The sequence below is a fragment of the Pseudomonas putida genome (genome assembly GCF_002025705.1).
GTDB classification, from domain to species: Bacteria; Pseudomonadota; Gammaproteobacteria; order Pseudomonadales; family Pseudomonadaceae; genus Aquipseudomonas; species Aquipseudomonas putida_J.
The window spans coordinates 1526202-1541955 of record NZ_CP018846.1 but is presented as its reverse complement, the minus strand read 5'-3'; the positions used below and the strand labels follow the sequence as shown (position 1 = coordinate 1541955).

Here is a 15754-nt window from a genome sequence, read left to right as displayed (position 1 = left end):
GGTTCAGGAGGCCAGTTGCCGCTTGTCGTATACCGAGTCGATCAGACCGTACTCGGCCGCGCGCGAGGCGCTCATGAAGTTGTCACGCTCAGTATCACGCTGGATGGTCTCGAGGTCCTGGCCGGTGTGGTAGGCCAGCAGCTCGTTGAGACGTGCCTTGATGCTGAGAATTTCCTGGGCGTGGATCTGGATGTCGGTAGCCTGGCCCTGGAAGCCGCCCAGCGGCTGGTGAATCATCACCCGCGAGTTAGGCAGGCAGTGACGCTTGCCCTTGGCACCAGCGGTCAACAGGAAGGCACCCATGCTGCAGGCCTGGCCGATGCAGATGGTCGACACATCCGGCTTGATGAACTGCATGGTGTCGTAGATCGACATGCCAGCCGTCACCGAACCACCTGGGGAGTTGATGTAAAGATGGATATCCTTGTCCGGGTTTTCCGCCTCAAGGAAAAGCATCTGCGCCACTACCAGGTTGGCCATGTAGTCTTCTACAGGGCCAACCAGGAAGATCACTCGCTCCTTCAACAGGCGCGAGTAGATGTCATAGGCGCGTTCGCCACGGGCGGACTGCTCGATAACCATCGGGACCAAGCCGCCTGCGGCCTGGATGTCAGAGCTCTGCTGAATATAAGAATTGCGGGACATGTCCTGCGCTCACTCCCAAATAGTCATGGCTTGATAACGCACAAGCCAGCTCGAAGGCTGGCTTGTGGGGTTTCCTACGAGAGAACCGTATTACTCAGCTTCGGCAGGAGCCTGTGCTGGCTTAACGGCATCTTCGTACGAGACCGACTTGTCGGTCACAGTCGCTTTCTGCAGAACAGTATCTACAACTTGTTCTTCCAGCACAACCGAACGCACTTCGTTCAGTTGCTGGTCGTTCTTGTAGTACCAGGAGATGACCTGCTCAGGCTCTTGGTAAGCCGAAGCCATTTCTTCGATCATTTCGCGAACCTTGCCTTCGTCTGGCTTCAGCTCGAACTGCTTGACCACTTCGGCGACGATCAGGCCCAGCACCACACGGCGCTTGGCTTGCTCTTCGAACAGCTCGGCCGGCAGTTGCTCAGGCTTGATGTTGCCACCGAACTGCTGAACAGCCTGCACGCGCAGACGGTTGACTTCGTTTTCCAGCAGAGCCTTCGGCACTTCGATCGGGTTGGCGGCCAGCAGACCGTCCATGACCTGGTTCTTGACCTTGGTCTTGATCGCCTGGCGCAGTTCACGCTCCATGTTCTTGCGAACTTCGGTGCGGAAGCCTTCCAGGGTCGACTCTTTGATGCCGAACTGGGCGAAGAATTCTTCGTTCAGCTCTGGCAGCGCAGGTGCCGAAACGCTGTTGACGGTGATGGTGAACTCGGCGGCTTTGCCAGCCAGGTCCAGGTTCTGGTAGTCCTCAGGGAAGGTCACGTTGACAACGCGCTCTTCACCGGCCTTGGCGCCAACCAGGCCGTCTTCGAAGCCAGGGATCATGCGGCCGGAACCCAGTACCAGCTGGGTGCCCTTGGCGGAACCACCGGCGAACACTTCACCGTCGACCTTGCCGACGAAGTCGATGTTGACCTGGTCGTCGTTCTGCGCAGCGCGCTCGACGGCCTCGAAGCGGGTGTTCTGCTTGCGCAGGACTTCCAGCATGTTGTCCAGGTCGGCGTCAGCCACTTCGGCGCTCAGGCGCTCGACGTTGATCGAGTCGAAGCCGGCAACGGTGAACTCCGGGAACACTTCGAAGATGGCAACGAATTCCAGGTCCTTGCCCTTCTCGAAGGACTTCGGCTCAACGGCCGGAGCGCCAGCCGGGTTCAGCTTCTGCTCGACGATGGCTTCGTAGAAGGAAGCCTGGACCAGGTCACCGAAAGCCTCTTGGCGGGCATCGGCTTCAAAACGCTGACGGATCACGCTCATCGGCACCTTGCCTGGACGGAAGCCCGCGACCTTGGCGCGCTTGGCAGTCTGTTGCAGACGCTTGTTGACTTCGTTCTCGACGCGCTCGGCCGGAACGGCGATGGTCATGCGGCGCTCGAGAGCGGAAGTGTTTTCAACAGAAACTTGCATGGATATTCCTCGTTGCACAGACGTTAGCCGGCGATAGCCCGACTCCAGAATCAAGGGCAAACATTCTAGTGAGTCACGCACCAGAAGTCACCCCACCCGGGACGACGGGATACCTCGCCGGTCGATTAACTTGCATGGCCCGCACAATGAAGTGCCAGGCCTCTATATATAGAAGGCAGCGCAACGCCCGCTGGCGGCACGCAACCGAAATACCTTGTGATACAACAGCCGGTACAAAAGCGACGACGCCTTATTCGGGGTCGATCTCGTTGAACTGGCAGTACTCTTCCCACTCCATACCCAGCGCCTCAGCCACCTCGCGATGGGTCTCCAGGCGCATGGCCTGCAGCTGCTCGGGGCTTTCGGCGATCAACTGCAACGCCAGCTCCCAGGGCTGAATCCCTTGCTCATCGGCAGCATCCTCGAATGCCCACTCGATCTGCTGGGCCTGCTCACGCGCATCCAGCTCGCGAATTTCCTCGAGCAGTTGCGGGTTGGCTTCAGCGAAGCGCTGCAGCGCCAGGGCCTGGCGGGCTTCTTTTGCAATCATTGGTCATTCCTCTGCCAGCCAAATCTGGGCCGGCGTTTCAACCGGCTGAAATCTAACAGCTTTTATTGGGGTGTCACCAGAGTATTGCAAGGGGGAAATGAGTGATGGCTGTGAAGTTTGTGACTTGAGCCTTTTAGCGCCTGCGAGACCGAGCGCCGCCCGCGCGGCGCATCGCGGATAAATCCGCTCCTACATTTGTTGCAACGTGCCGAACCTGTCACGCCATGGTTGCCAGCCTTGGCGCATGTCTCGATCCTTGCAAACAAGGCTGACAACCATGACCTCACAGGCATGGCCACATTGCAGCAAATGTAGGAGCGGATTTATCCGCGATGCGCCGCGCGGGCGCTCGATCTCAATGGCGACACATGACCCAAGACATGCAACGCCAGAAACAACAAAGGCGCCCGATCTCACGATCAAGGCGCCTTTGAAAAATATGGGGTGGACGATGGGAATCGAACCCACGACAACTGGAATCACAATCCAGCGCTCTACCAACTGAGCTACGCCCACCATATTGCGGTGTTGCAGTGCTGCGATACAACTTACAGAAGCATGGTGCGGACGAAGAGACTCGAACTCTTACAGCTTGCGCCGCTGGAACCTAAATCCAGTGTGTCTACCAATTTCACCACGTCCGCGTAACGCTTAAAACAAAGGCGCCAGATCATTCAATCAAAGGCGCCTTCGTCGAATATGGGGTGGACGATGGGAATCGAACCCACGACAACTGGAATCACAATCCAGCGCTCTACCAACTGAGCTACGCCCACCATATTGCATTACAGCCTTACTTGTTTGCCCAAGCTGCCTAAATGGCGCACCCGGCAGGACTCGAACCTGCGACCATCCGCTTAGAAGGCGGATGCTCTATCCAGCTGAGCTACGGGCGCTTAAGCTTGAAGCCTAACCGAACGAGGCCTTAACAGGTAACTGCTAAACCACTCATTCTGCCCGACTTCGCCAACCAGTGCTAGGCTGTGCCCGACAAGTGCGGCGAATCTTATAGGCGAGCCCGGAGGTCGTCAACACCTTTCTCCAAAAAATTTAAATTATTTAAGGGGTTAGGGGATTTGCCCGACCACCCGCCTTTGCCCTTGGACGATGTCGTGCGAGAATGCGCCCTCTTTATTGTTCCTTTCTCGATGGTTAATCACGCGTCTATGACTGCACACCTAATCGATGGCAAGGCGATCGCCGCCAACCTGCGCAAGCAGATCGCTCAACGTGTCGAGGAGCGTCGCCAGCAAGGCCTGCGCACGCCAGGCCTGGCGGTGATCCTGGTCGGCACCGACCCCGCCTCCCAAGTCTATGTCTCGCACAAGCGCAAGGACTGCGAAGAGGTCGGCTTCATTTCCCAGGCATTCGACCTGCCTAGCGAGACCACGCAGCAAGCGCTGACCGAGCTGATCGACCGCCTCAACGACGACCCGGCCGTCGATGGCATCCTGCTGCAGCTGCCGCTGCCAGCGCACCTGGATGCCTCGCTGCTGCTCGAGCGCATCCGCCCCGACAAAGACGTCGACGGCTTCCACCCGTACAACATCGGCCGCCTGGCCCAGCGCATTCCGCTGCTGCGCCCGTGCACGCCAAAAGGCATCATGACCCTGCTGGAAAGCACCGGGCAGGACCTGTACGGCATGAACGCGGTCATCGTCGGCGCGTCCAACATCGTCGGCCGCCCGATGGCCATGGAGCTGCTGCTGGGCGGTTGCACCGTGACCGTCTGCCACCGCTTCACCAAGGACCTGGCCGGCCACGTCGGTCGCGCCGACCTGGTGGTAGTGGCCGCCGGCAAGCCGGGCCTGGTCAAGGGTGAGTGGATCAAGGAAGGCGCCATCGTCATCGACGTCGGCATCAACCGCCAGGAAGATGGCAAGCTGGTGGGCGACGTGGTCTATGAAACTGCCCTGCCGCGCGCCGGCTGGATCACTCCGGTTCCAGGTGGTGTCGGGCCGATGACCCGCGCCTGCCTGCTGGAGAACACGCTGTATGCCGCCGAAGAGCTGCACAAGTAATACCGCGTGACATGAAAACGGCACCTCTGGCAGGTGCCGTTTTTTTTGCCTCAAGCCTTCTTGCCGCCTGCCACGGCTCCGGCACTTGAGCACAGCCGATTCGGCTGTGGCCTGCCGCGAAATCAACCGCTACCGCTGCCGCCAGCCCCTGCTTCAGCCAGCATCGCCACGCTCCAAGCCCGACAATATCACCAGAACCCACGCTGGAGGCGTCGCCGCAAGGAGACCTGTCATGACCCGCTATATCGATGTGCAAGACCTCGCCCGCCTGATCAACCGCAAAGGCCTGCCCACCTGCCTGGTGGAGATGGCCGAGTACATCCGCCAGGACTACCTGCGCTGGCAGGCCTTCGAGAAATGTGCACGGATGGCCAACCACTCGCCCGGCGGGGTCATCGAACTGATGCCGGTGTCAGACGCCAGCCTGTACGCCTTCAAGTACGTCAACGGCCATCCGAAGAACACCCAACATGGCCTGCCCACCGTGATGGCCTTCGGCACCCTGGCCGATGTCGACACCGGCACCCCGCTGCTGCTCAGCGAAATGACCCTGACCACGGCGGTTCGCACCGCCGCCACTTCGGCGCTGGCTGCCCGCTACCTGGCACGGGAAGACAGCCGCTGCATGGCACTGATCGGCAACGGCTCGCAGAGCGAGTTTCAGGCCATCGCCTTCAACACCCTGCTGGGTATCGACGAGATCCGCTTGTATGACATCGATCCGGCAGCCACGGCCAAGCTGGTGGCCAACCTGGCCGGCCGCCCGGGCTTGAAACTCAGCGTTGCCAGCTCCGTTGCCGAAGCGGTGCGCGGTGCCGATATCGTCACCACGGTCACTGCAGACAAGGCCTACGCGACCATTCTCACGCCGGAAATGATCGAACCGGGCATGCACCTGAACGCCGTGGGTGGCGATTGCCCGGGCAAGACCGAACTGCACCGTGACATCGTCGAACAGGCGCGAGTGATCGTCGAATACGAACCACAGAGCCGGGTCGAAGGCGAGATCCAGCAGATGCCGGCCGACTCGCCGGTGGTCGAGTTCTGGCAGGTGGTCGCCGGGCTTGTCCGAGGCCGTGAGGATGCAGGGCAAGTAACCCTGTTCGACTCGGTCGGATTTGCCTTGGAGGATTACTCGGCCTTGCGCTATGTGCTGGACACCGCGCGCATGCTGGGCATTGGCCAGGACATAACGCTGGTGCCAAAGCTTGAGAACCCGAAAGACCTCTACTCTCTGCTGCAACCGCGCGTGGTTGGCGTGCGCTCGATGCGCAAGGCAGACACTGCCTGCGCCTGATAAACCCCGGGGCCGCGCAGCGGCCCCGGATTACGCCTACCCTGTCCATGCCCACTTTTGAAAGAAGCCCCGCGCATGGACACCAAGGACGCCAATGCACAACCTCTGGACCGCATCGATGAAGCCATTCTCGAGGTGCTGCGCCACGATGGCCGCATCACCTTCGAAAAGCTCTCGACCTTGGTCCACCTCACGCCACGCCCCTGCCTGGAGCGCGTGCGCAAACTTGAACGACGTGGCGTGATCCGCGGCTACGGCGCGATCATCGACCTGCAGAAACTCGCCCCAGGGCTGTCCCTGCTGGTGCTGGTGGCCCTGTCCAACCAGAGCGGGCGCGCCGCGCAGAAGGCCTTCGAAGCCACCATGCTGGCCTGCCCGGAAGTGTACGAGTGCCAGCTGATCAGCGGTCACTTCGACTACAGCCTGCGCCTGCGCTGCCGCGACATGGAGCACTATCGGGTGCTGAGCGAAAGCTGGATGAACGACGACGCACTGCACATCGACAAGCTGGTGGCACACCCAGAACTGGCTGCGGTCAAGCACATGGCCCCGCCGCTCGGGCAGTGACCGCCCCCTGCCTCTGGCAAGCTGCTTGCAAAGACACCCTTCGCGCCGGCCAGCGCCCTGATTTCCCCTCCGCGAAAGCGCCGCTGTTTACCCCCATGCACCGAACTAGAGCCTGGCCCGCGCAAATGCCCCACAACTGGTCAGACCGGTAAGGCCAAAATCCCTTGCAATGTAGGATTTTTCGCGGTTTTATGATCCCGCACTGAACAAACCGGTAAGACCACAACAATAATGAAGTCCTGCGCTCTTTCGCCCCGTGCGGCACCGAAGCAAGGACACCGATCAGAGATCACTCCCATGCTCAAATGGTGCTCGCGTTCGATCTTCCTGCAAGTCGTGCTCGGCCTTGCCCTCGGCATCGCCTGCGGCCTCAGCTTCCCCGACCTCTCCCTGCAACTCAAACCCCTAGGCGATGGCTTCATCAAGCTGATCAAGATGCTCATCGGCCTGATCGTCTTTTGCGTGGTGGTCAGCGGCATTTCCGGCGCCGGCGACCTGAAGAAGGTCGGGCGCATCGGCCTTAAATCGGTGATCTACTTCGAAGTACTGACCACCATCGCCCTGGTCATCGGCCTGGTGTTCGCCTTCAGCAGCGGCATCGGCACCGGCGCCAACATTCACCTTGACCAGCTCTCCACTGCCGACGCCAACGGCCTGGCCGAGCGCGGTCAGCATATCCATGGCGCCACCGCGTTCTTCATGGACCTGATCCCGACCTCGGTGGTCGGTGCCTTCGCCGACAACAACATTCTCCAGGTGCTGCTGTTCTCGGTGCTCTTCGGTAGCGCCCTGAACCTGGTGGGCGAATCGGCCGCTGGCATCTCGCGACTGATCAACGAGCTGAGCCACGTGATCTTCCGCATCATGGGCATGATCGTGCGCCTGGCGCCGATCGGTGTGTTCGGTGCCATTGCCTTCACCACCAGCAAGTACGGCCTGGAATCGCTGCAGCACCTGGGTGGCCTGGTAGCACTGTTCTACCTGACCTGCGCCGGCTTCGTGCTGATCGTACTGGGTACCGTGATGCGCGTGTCGGGCCTGAAACTGCTGCCGTTCATCAAGTACCTGCGTGAAGAACTGACCATTGTCCTCGGTACTGCTTCGTCAGACGCCGTGCTGCCGCAGATCATGCGCAAGCTGGAACACCTGGGCATCGGCAGCTCCACCGTCGGCCTGGTGATCCCCACCGGCTACTCGTTCAACCTCGACGGTTTCTCCATCTACCTGACCCTGGCCATCGTGTTCATCGCCAATGCCACCGGCACGCCACTGGAAATGACCGACCTGCTGACCATCCTGCTGGTGTCGCTGGTGACTTCCAAGGGTGCTCACGGCATCCCAGGCTCGGCGCTGGTGATCCTCGCCGCGACCCTGACCGCCGTGCCGGCGATCCCGGTGGTGGGCCTGGTACTGGTGCTGGCGGTGGACTGGTTCATGGGCATTGGCCGGGCACTGACCAACCTGATCGGCAACTGCGTGGCCACCGTGGCCATTGCCCGCTGGGAAAAGGACATCGATCTGGAACGTGCACAGAACGTACTCGATGGCAAACCCGGCTTCGCCCCTGCGCCACGCAAGCAAGCCAACCCCCATCAACAGGAATTCTGAGCCAAAGTGGCCGGCGCTGACGCCGGCCCTTCCAGGAGCAAACCGTGATCAGCTCATCGACCGTCGTCAACTCAGTGGTGGAAAAACTGCGCCAGGCCTTGGCCCGTGGCCAGTGGCGCTCCGGTGACATGCTGCCCGGCCAGCGCGAACTCGCCGAGCAACTGGGCATCAGCCGCCCCAGCCTGCGCGAAGCCGTGACCGTGCTGGAAACCCTGGGCCTGGTGCGTGCGCTGCCGGGCAAGGGGGTGCTGGTGCTGGACGCCGAGCCGGCGCCCCAGGACCCCACCACCGAAAGTACCGCAGCGGCCAGCCTGGCCGATGTGCTGGAGCTGCGCTACACCCTCGAACCGTTCATCGTCGGCCTGGTCGCGCAATCGGCCAACAACCAGGACATCGGCCAGCTTCGCCTGACCCTGATGGACATGCGCGAGGCCCTGGAAGCCGATGACAGCGAAGCCGGGGTCAAGGCCTACATTGCGTTTCACGAGGCACTGTTCGCCCTGACCACCAACCCGATCTTCCAGAGCGTGGTGCAGCAGACCGGCAACGCCCTCAAGCAGAGCGCCAGCATGCTGCGCAACTCACCCGAGCACCTGGCCGCGCGGCTCAAGGAAAACGAAGCCGTGGTGCGCGCCATTCGCGAACGCAACAGCGCCCAGGCCAGCGCCCAGATGCGCCAGCACATCCTCGCCGAGGGCCAGCGCATGGGCATTCAACTCAACATCCCGGACGACCAGCCCGGCCAATGACACCAGGAGAGCGACCATGACCGCCTGCGCCCACGCCGCCCCCCGCCTGCCTGCCCTGCTCGCCGCCGGCGAGACCCGCCTTTCGGCCGAGCAGATCTACCCCCGCTTGTTCGACGCGATCCTCGAGCAGCGCCTGCCGCCGGGCAGCCTGTTGCCCGAACAGGCCCTGGGCAATGCCTTCGGGGTGAGCCGCACGGTGATCCGCCGGGTGCTCGGGCGCCTGTCGGACCAGCAAGTGGTGGTGCAGCGCCCCAGCCACACCGCCCACCTGGCCGCCCCCGACCCTGAGCAGGCACGCCAGGTGCTCAGCGCCCGGCGCCTGGCCGAAACCACCCTGATCAGCCTGGCCGCCCAGCGTGCCCGGCCAGCGCAGATCCGCCAGCTGCGCCAGCTGGTCGAGCGCGAGCGCCAGCACCACGAACGCGGCGAGCGCTGCGCCGCCATCCGACTGGGTGGCGAATTCCACCTCAAACTTGCCCAGGTCGCGGCCAATGCGCCGCTGGCGCGCTTTCTCAACGGCCTGGTGCCGATGACTTCGCTGATCATCGCCCGTTATGAATCGCCTTGCTGCGACCACTGCGCCTGGGAAGAACACGCCGCGATCATCAATGCCGTCGAGGCTGGTGACTCGGGTGCGGCACTGACGTTGATGCATGAACACCTGGACCGCCTGGAAGACAAGCTTGACCTTGATTGAGCCGGCTTGCCAGCGATGGGCTGCAGGGCAGCCCCATCAGCACCGCCCTATACTCGGTTAACCACCCAGCCTCTACCTCAAGGGAGGCAGCCGAGTGAGCCCACGCCTGTTGATCCTGCTGTGCTTCTTGCTGGCCATCGCCGGCTGCGCCGGCAAACGCCCACCAGCCGCTCCGCCACCGGCGGTGCTCGATCCTGCGGCCTGGCAGCGCATCGACCAGGAACTGATCGAGGCGTCGGTCGGCGCCGCCGGCTCTGCCAACGACTATGCGCGGCGCTCGATGCGGGTGTGGAAGGAGCAGGTGCAGCAGCGCACCGAAAACGACTTCATCCCCTGGTTCACCGGCTACTGGACCCAGCAATGGCTGACCATGAAGGTGGCCTGGTACAAGCTCGACAGCGGCGAAGGCCGTGAACCTGCTGAGAAGCGCCTGGCGCTGTATCTGCAGGAGCAGTATCACGAGCGGGTGATCGAACCGGTGGCCGAGCAGATCAACCCCGAAGGCATCCGCGATCGTGCCTGTGAGCTTTACGTGCAACTGCTCGGCCAGCAACTGCCGGCCATCATCCAGCGCTACAATGCCGCGCCCGAAGCCTTCAGCCAGCGCCTGAACCGCATCCCGGCGATCAACCTGGGGCCACCGCAGGCCCGCAATGCCACGCTGTATCAATTGCTGCGCGCCAAGTCACTGGATCAGCAGCCAGCCTGGCTGGCGTTGCGCGAGCACTTGCACAAGCAGGCCAGCAAAGGCCCGGGGAAAACCGACGTGGGCTTGTCGTCCGTGGCGACCAATGCCAGCGAAAAACTCGGTGCCACCCTGGCGCCGCGCGGCATCGCCAGCGCCGTGGCCAGCGCCGTGGGCAAGGTGGCCGGGGCCATGATTTCGATTGCAGCGACCGGTTACGGCATGATGACCCACAACCGTGACCAGCCGCAGATGGTCGAGCAGTTGCGGGTCATCCTCAACGTCGCGCTCAACCAGGAATGGCAGGAGCTGATGGAGAACCGCCAGAGCGGCGCGCTGGCGGGGGTGTACTACTTGTCGGGGCAGGTCGAAGACAGCCTGCTGGCCACCGCGCCACAGCCATCCATGCTGCAGCAGAGCCAACAGCGGCAAGCGCCAGCACCCCAGGAGCCTTTGCTGATACGCCTGCCGTAGCAGACTGCCCTGGCCTCTTCGCGGGCAAGCCCGCGAAGAGGCCAGGACAGGTCGCCTCAGGCAGCAGCCATTGCCGAAGTCGGCAAACCAAAGATCCGGTCGAATGCCCAGTTGTAGGCGAAGGTGTAGCACGGGATCAGAACGATGAACGCCAGGTCCACCAAAAACGCCTCCACCAGGCTCATGTCCAGCCACCAGGCGATCAGCGGAATCAGATACACCACCAAGGTCAGCTGAAAGCCGACGGCATGCACCACCCGCCGCGCCACGCTGCGCCCGCGCTTGGCCTGGCGGCTCTCCCAGTACTCGAACAGGCTGTTGTAGATCAGGTTCCAGAGCATGGCGATGGTGGTGATCATCACCGCCAGCGGCCCGGTGTGCGACGCCTGTGTGTCCGACAGATAGGCCAGCCCCAGCGTCGACATGCACAGGCCGATCAGTTCATAGGCGGTCACATAGACCAGTTTGCGTTTGACGCCCTGCACGGGTTACCTCATGTGTCGAAATGCGATGAGGCGCAAGGATGATTCAATCTGCTTGACAGAAAAAGTCAGCAGCTTTCAGATTGGCTGACAGGAGGCTGCCATGAATTTTTCCAGCGACAACATCCAGCTGTTTCTCGCCGTGCTCGACCGCGGCTCGTTTTCCGCCGCCGCCCGCGCCCTGCAGCGCGTACCCTCGGCGGTCAGCATGGCCATCGGCAACCTTGAAGCCGAACTGGGTTACAGCCTGTTCGAGCGTGGCCCACGCGAGGTCCGCGCCACCGCCCAGGCCCTGGCCCTCGAGCCCCATGCGCGGCTGATCGCCGAACAGCTGGGCCTGCTGCAGGTGCACGCGCTGGAGCTGTCCCAAGGCCTGGAAAGCAGCCTGACCCTGGCCGTGGTCCCCGATATCGACCATCGCCCGCTGCTGGCGGCCATTGCCAGCCTGGGCGCACGCTACCCGCTGCTCGACATCCAGCTGCTCAGTGCCCCTCAGGAAGAAGCCCTGCACCTGCTCGACAGCGGCCGTGCAGACCTGTGCCTGGCCTTCGCCGGCTTGCAGGTCGATGCCCGCCGCAGCTTCCAGCACATCGGCATGGAGTCGCTGGTAGCCACCTTGGCGCCGGCCCACCCGGCCCTGCTCCAAGGCCGCATCCACTACCTCGAGGACCTGGTCAATGTGCGCCAGATCCTGGTGCGCAGCCGCGACCTGCCGCTGCTCGACCCTCGCCCGCTGATCGGCGCCACGCACTGGTCCACCGACAGTTTCGACCTGGCCCTGCAGATGGTCGAAGCCGGCCTTGGCTGGGGTGACTTGCCACTGGCACGCGTGGCGCCACTGGTCGATGCCGGCCGTCTGGTGCGCCTGCAATTTCGCAACACCCGCAACGAGCTGCAGCTGCCGATACATGCCTTCTGGCGCAAGCAGCAACCACTGCGCCAGGGCACACGCTTGCTGATCGACCTGCTGGCCGCTGGCTAGCCCGCCGTCCGTCGACCTGGGCCAAAGAAAATAGGTAAGTGTTTCAACCTTTTATCGGCCGAGCCGATATGCCAGGAGACAGGCCCCGCCATCGCGCCACAAGCGCGCGGCGCCCTCCCCTCCATGGCTCAAGGTCTCGAAACATGAACCTGAAATTTCGCCACAAGATCCTCCTCAGCGCCTGCGGTGTCGTGGTGCTGGCCTTTGCGCTGTTCACGCTCTACAACGATTATCTGCAACGCAATACCCTTCGCCAGAACATCGAGTCTTCCGTGCAACAGGCCGGCGCGCTGACCGCCAGCAGCGTGCAGAACTGGATGAGCGGGCGCATTCTGGTGCTGGAAAACCTGGCGCAGGACATTGCCGAACAAGGGGCAGGAGCGACCCTCGGCGGGCTGATCGAGCAGCCTTCCTACACGCGAAATTTCCTTTTCACCTACCTGGGCCAAGCCAACGGCGTATTCACCCAGCGCCCTGACACGCAGATGCCGGCCGGTTACGATCCGCGCCAGCGACCTTGGTACGGCAGCGCGGTCAGCGCTGGCCAGACCGTGCTCACCGCCCCGTACCAGGGCGCAGTCGGCGGCCTGATGGTGACCATCGCGGTACCGGTTAAAAGCAAGCACAGCGGCGAGCTGATCGGCGTGGTCGGCGGCGACCTGACCCTCGACACCTTGGTCGAGATCATCAACTCGGTCGACTTCGGCGGCATCGGCCACGCCTTCCTCGCCGACAGCAGTGGCCAGGTGATCGTCAGCCCGGACAAAGGCCAGCTGATGAAGAACCTCAAGGACATCTACCCCGGCAGCGGCCTGCGCGTGACCGCCGGCATGCAGGATGTCACCCTCAACGGCGAGGAACGGCTGATCTCGTTCGCCCCGGTATCGGGCCTGCCGTCGGCGCAGTGGTACATCGGCCTGTCGATCGACAAGGACAAGGCCTACGCCGCACTCAGCCAGTTCCGCACCTCGGCGATCATCGCCATGCTCATCGCCGTGGCCGCCATTGCCGTGCTGCTCGGCCTGCTGATTCCGGTGCTGATGCGCCCGCTGACCACCATGGGCCGCGCCATGCGCGACATCGCCGAAGGTGAAGGCGACCTGACTCGCCGCCTCGACGTGCAGCACAAGGACGAATTCGGCGAACTGGCCAGCTCGTTCAACCGCTTCGTCGAACGCATCCACACCTCCATCAGCGAAGTGTCCTCGGCCACCCGCCTGGTGCACGACCTGTCGGAAAAAGTGGTCAGTGCGTCCAATGCCTCGATCATCGGTTCCGAAGAACAAAGCATGCGCACCAACAGCGTGGCGGCGGCGATCAACCAGCTGGGCGCCGCCACCCAGGAGATCGCCCGCAATGCCGCCGATGCCTCGCAACACGCCAGCGGTGCCAGCGACCAGGCCCATGGTGGCCGTGAAGTGGTCGAGCAGGCGATCAGCGCCATGACCGCGCTGTCGCAGCGCATCAGCGAGTCGTGCGAACAGATCGAAACCCTCAATGCCAGCACCGACGAGATCGGCAAGATCCTCGACGTGATCAAGGGTATCTCCCAGCAGACCAACCTGCTGGCACTCAACGCCGCCATCGAAGCCGCTCGTGCCGGGGAAGCCGGGCGCGGTTTTGCCGTGGTCGCCGACGAGGTGCGCAACCTGGCACACCGGACCCAGGAATCGGCTGAAGAGATCCACCGCATGATCACCAGCCTGCAGGTTGGCTCGCGCGAGGCGGTACACACCATGAACACCAGCCAGGTCTCCAGCGAACAGACCGTGCAGGTGGCCAACCAGGCCGGCGAGCGCCTGGCCAGCGTGACCCAGCGCATTGGCGAAATCGACGGCATGAACCAGTCGGTGGCCACCGCTACCGAGGAGCAGACCGCGGTGGTCGAGAGCCTGAACCTGGACATCACCCAGATCAACGCGCTGAACCAGCAAGGGGTAGAGAACCTCAACCAGACCCTGCAGCATTGTGATGCCCTGGCTCAGCAGGCCGGGCGCCTGAAGCAGCTGGTGGGCAGCTTCCGCATCTGATGCAGCACGCCTCGTCGGCAAGCACGCGCTTGCCGACGAGGCCCCTCAGCACTACGCGACCACAGCCTTGGCGCTCCTGCCGCGCCGCACCCAGGCCAGCAACACCGCTGCCATCAACACAAAGCCCAGATAGCCGAACAGCGGATACACCTGGCCCACCAGGCTGATGAACCCCACCAGGCTACAGACGAATGCCACCGCTCCGGTCACCACCGAGCCCCAGCGGAACTTGGCCGTGCCCGCTGGCAGCAGCCGCGAGAGGAACGAGAACAAGGTGCCAACCGCCGTGTTGACGATCATGCCGAAGATGATCAGGCACATCACCAGGCCCAGCAGCGGCGACACTTCATTGGCAATCGACAGCATCGGCATCGGCAAGTCGGCAACGCTGTCCAGGCGCGACAGCAGCCCGGCACTCATCACCAGCATCAGCCCGCCCAGTGCGGCACCACCCAGCAGCCCGCCCCACACCGCGGCCTTCTCACCCTTGGCCGAACCACCAAGGATCGCCAGGATCGGTGCACCGGCAACAATGTTGTAGGACACATACAGAAACGCCCCCAGCAACCAGTGCCGGGTGCCCGCCTGCTGCTGGCTGGCCAGCTGGTCAAGCGCGGCAAGGCTCTGCCCGCGGGTGAACACCGCGTACAGGGCAATCGCCGACGCCACCAGGATCAGCAACGGGGCAATGGCGCCGATGGCAACGATGACCTTGCGCACGTCCAGGCACACGATACCCACCACCAGCAGCGTCACCAGCACGCTGCCGGTCAGCGCCGGAATGGCGAACTGCTGCTCCAGCAATGCACCGCCCCCTGCCAGCATGACCACGGTCACGGCGAACATGAAGAAGGTGATCAGCCAGTCGACGAACAGGCCCAGATGACGCCCGCAAATGGCCTGGATCACATCCTTGTGCGACGTGGCGCGCTGGCGGTTGCCCAACCCGGCCAAGGCCATGCCGAGGAAGGTGAACAGCGCTGCGCTGACCAGGGCGCCAAGCAGCCCCCAGAGGCCGAAATCGACGAAGAACAACAGCAGTTCCCGCCCGGACGCAAAGCCCGCCCCCACGATCACGCCGACGAAGGCCCCGGCGATCTTCAGTTGCTCTTGCATGTGAACCTCTGGTTATTGTTGTTGTGGCCCCACTGGCCTTGCCCGCGAACCGCGGCTGGCTCAGCCTTCGCCGACGAACGCCTGCACTTCGATCTCCACGTCCACCCCCAGTGCCAACGCCGAAGCCACGGTCGAACGCACCGGCAGCGCGGCGCCGAAGAACTCCTTGTAAACCTCGTTGAAACCGCCGAAGTGGTCCATGGACGACAGCCACACCGTCACCTTGACCACTTGGTCGAAGCGCGCTCCACACGCCGCCAGGCTCTCGGCGATGCGCTCGCAGGCGGCACGGGTCTGGGCCTGGATGTCACCGCGCACCACCTCGCCAGCGGTGCTCATCGGCACCTGGCCAGACAGGAACAGGAAACCGCCGGCCTTCACCGCACGGGAAAACGGAAACGGCAAGCTGCTGGGAAAACGCTGGATCTGATTGCTCATGACAAACTC

Annotated in this window: 15 protein-coding genes, 4 tRNA genes and 1 pseudogene; 10 read left to right on the top strand and 10 right to left on the bottom strand. The window is 62.9% G+C overall.

Features of this window, described 5'->3' with window-relative positions:
• Nucleotides 1–3 precede the first annotated feature (3 nt).
• The 7 genes from clpP to BUQ73_RS07035 all read right to left on the bottom strand — a co-directional run bounded on the left by clpP (nucleotide 4) and on the right by BUQ73_RS07035 (nucleotide 3495).
• Nucleotides 4–645, bottom strand: coding sequence for an ATP-dependent Clp endopeptidase proteolytic subunit ClpP (clpP, locus tag BUQ73_RS07065; protein WP_012271562.1), 642 nt, complete (start codon nucleotides 643–645; stop codon nucleotides 4–6).
• Between the two features lie 90 nt (nucleotides 646–735).
• Nucleotides 736–2049: a trigger factor gene (gene tig / locus BUQ73_RS07060; protein WP_060483907.1), complete on the bottom strand. Its 1314-nt coding sequence runs from the start codon at nucleotides 2047–2049 to the stop codon at nucleotides 736–738.
• A gap of 250 nt (nucleotides 2050–2299) precedes the next feature.
• On the bottom strand, nucleotides 2300–2599 hold the full coding sequence (locus tag BUQ73_RS07055; RefSeq protein WP_079227205.1) for a DUF6388 family protein: 300 nt from the start codon (nucleotides 2597–2599) through the stop codon (nucleotides 2300–2302).
• Between the two features lie 440 nt (nucleotides 2600–3039).
• Nucleotides 3040–3115 (bottom strand) — tRNA-His (locus BUQ73_RS07050).
• Nucleotides 3116–3158: 43 nt separating this feature from the next.
• Nucleotides 3159–3243, bottom strand: a tRNA-Leu gene (locus BUQ73_RS07045).
• A 56-nt stretch (nucleotides 3244–3299) separates the two neighbouring features.
• A tRNA-His gene (locus BUQ73_RS07040) sits at nucleotides 3300–3375 on the bottom strand.
• A gap of 43 nt (nucleotides 3376–3418) precedes the next feature.
• A tRNA-Arg gene (locus BUQ73_RS07035) sits at nucleotides 3419–3495 on the bottom strand.
• Between the two features lie 270 nt (nucleotides 3496–3765).
• Between BUQ73_RS07035 and folD the strand changes: the two genes are divergently transcribed.
• The 7 genes from folD to BUQ73_RS07000 all read left to right on the top strand — a co-directional run bounded on the left by folD (nucleotide 3766) and on the right by BUQ73_RS07000 (nucleotide 10697).
• Entirely contained in the window at nucleotides 3766–4620 is an 855-nt protein-coding gene (gene folD / locus BUQ73_RS07030) for a bifunctional methylenetetrahydrofolate dehydrogenase/methenyltetrahydrofolate cyclohydrolase FolD (RefSeq protein ID WP_054883547.1), read from the top strand.
• A gap of 232 nt (nucleotides 4621–4852) precedes the next feature.
• Nucleotides 4853–5917, top strand: a complete 1065-nt coding sequence (locus BUQ73_RS07025; RefSeq protein ID WP_079227204.1) for an ornithine cyclodeaminase — start codon at nucleotides 4853–4855, stop codon at nucleotides 5915–5917.
• 75 nt (nucleotides 5918–5992) lie between these two features.
• Nucleotides 5993–6484 (top strand): Lrp/AsnC family transcriptional regulator, encoded by a 492-nt coding sequence (locus BUQ73_RS07020; RefSeq protein WP_079227203.1) that lies wholly within the window; start codon nucleotides 5993–5995, stop codon nucleotides 6482–6484.
• A gap of 297 nt (nucleotides 6485–6781) precedes the next feature.
• On the top strand, nucleotides 6782–8092 hold the full coding sequence (locus BUQ73_RS07015; protein ID WP_079227202.1) for a C4-dicarboxylate transporter DctA: 1311 nt from the start codon (nucleotides 6782–6784) through the stop codon (nucleotides 8090–8092).
• 44 nt (nucleotides 8093–8136) lie between these two features.
• A complete protein-coding gene (locus BUQ73_RS07010) occupies nucleotides 8137–8841 on the top strand; it encodes a FadR/GntR family transcriptional regulator (RefSeq protein WP_079227201.1) in 705 nt (234 codons plus the stop codon).
• A gap of 16 nt (nucleotides 8842–8857) precedes the next feature.
• Entirely contained in the window at nucleotides 8858–9538 is a 681-nt protein-coding gene (locus BUQ73_RS07005; RefSeq protein WP_079227200.1) for a GntR family transcriptional regulator, read from the top strand.
• Nucleotides 9539–9632: 94 nt separating this feature from the next.
• Nucleotides 9633–10697 carry a hypothetical protein gene (locus tag BUQ73_RS07000; protein ID WP_079227199.1) on the top strand — a complete coding sequence of 355 codons (1065 nt, stop codon included), beginning with the start codon at nucleotides 9633–9635 and terminating at the stop codon, nucleotides 10695–10697.
• Nucleotides 10698–10753: 56 nt separating this feature from the next.
• Here BUQ73_RS07000 and BUQ73_RS06995 read toward each other — a convergent pair whose 3' ends face one another.
• Nucleotides 10754–11182: a PACE efflux transporter gene (locus tag BUQ73_RS06995; protein ID WP_079227198.1), complete on the bottom strand. Its 429-nt coding sequence runs from the start codon at nucleotides 11180–11182 to the stop codon at nucleotides 10754–10756.
• Nucleotides 11183–11282: 100 nt separating this feature from the next.
• Between BUQ73_RS06995 and BUQ73_RS06990 the strand changes: the two genes are divergently transcribed.
• The 3 genes and pseudogenes from BUQ73_RS06990 to BUQ73_RS28905 all read left to right on the top strand — a co-directional run bounded on the left by BUQ73_RS06990 (nucleotide 11283) and on the right by BUQ73_RS28905 (nucleotide 14191).
• A complete protein-coding gene (locus tag BUQ73_RS06990; RefSeq protein ID WP_079227197.1) occupies nucleotides 11283–12161 on the top strand; it encodes a LysR family transcriptional regulator in 879 nt (292 codons plus the stop codon).
• A gap of 68 nt (nucleotides 12162–12229) precedes the next feature.
• Nucleotides 12230–13285 (top strand): annotated as a pseudogene (mcpA, locus tag BUQ73_RS28910) (methyl-accepting chemotaxis protein McpA); the annotation flags it as partial.
• Nucleotides 13286–13450: 165 nt separating this feature from the next.
• Nucleotides 13451–14191 carry a methyl-accepting chemotaxis protein gene (locus BUQ73_RS28905; RefSeq protein ID WP_416171818.1) on the top strand — a complete coding sequence of 247 codons (741 nt, stop codon included), beginning with the start codon at nucleotides 13451–13453 and terminating at the stop codon, nucleotides 14189–14191.
• A gap of 51 nt (nucleotides 14192–14242) precedes the next feature.
• Here BUQ73_RS28905 and BUQ73_RS06980 read toward each other — a convergent pair whose 3' ends face one another.
• Both BUQ73_RS06980 and BUQ73_RS06975 read right to left on the bottom strand, forming a co-directional pair.
• Nucleotides 14243–15307: a hypothetical protein gene (locus BUQ73_RS06980; RefSeq protein ID WP_079227195.1), complete on the bottom strand. Its 1065-nt coding sequence runs from the start codon at nucleotides 15305–15307 to the stop codon at nucleotides 14243–14245.
• 60 nt (nucleotides 15308–15367) lie between these two features.
• Complete coding sequence (locus tag BUQ73_RS06975; RefSeq protein ID WP_079227194.1) at nucleotides 15368–15745, bottom strand: RidA family protein; 378 nt, start codon at nucleotides 15743–15745, stop codon at nucleotides 15368–15370.
• Nucleotides 15746–15754 lie beyond the last annotated feature (9 nt).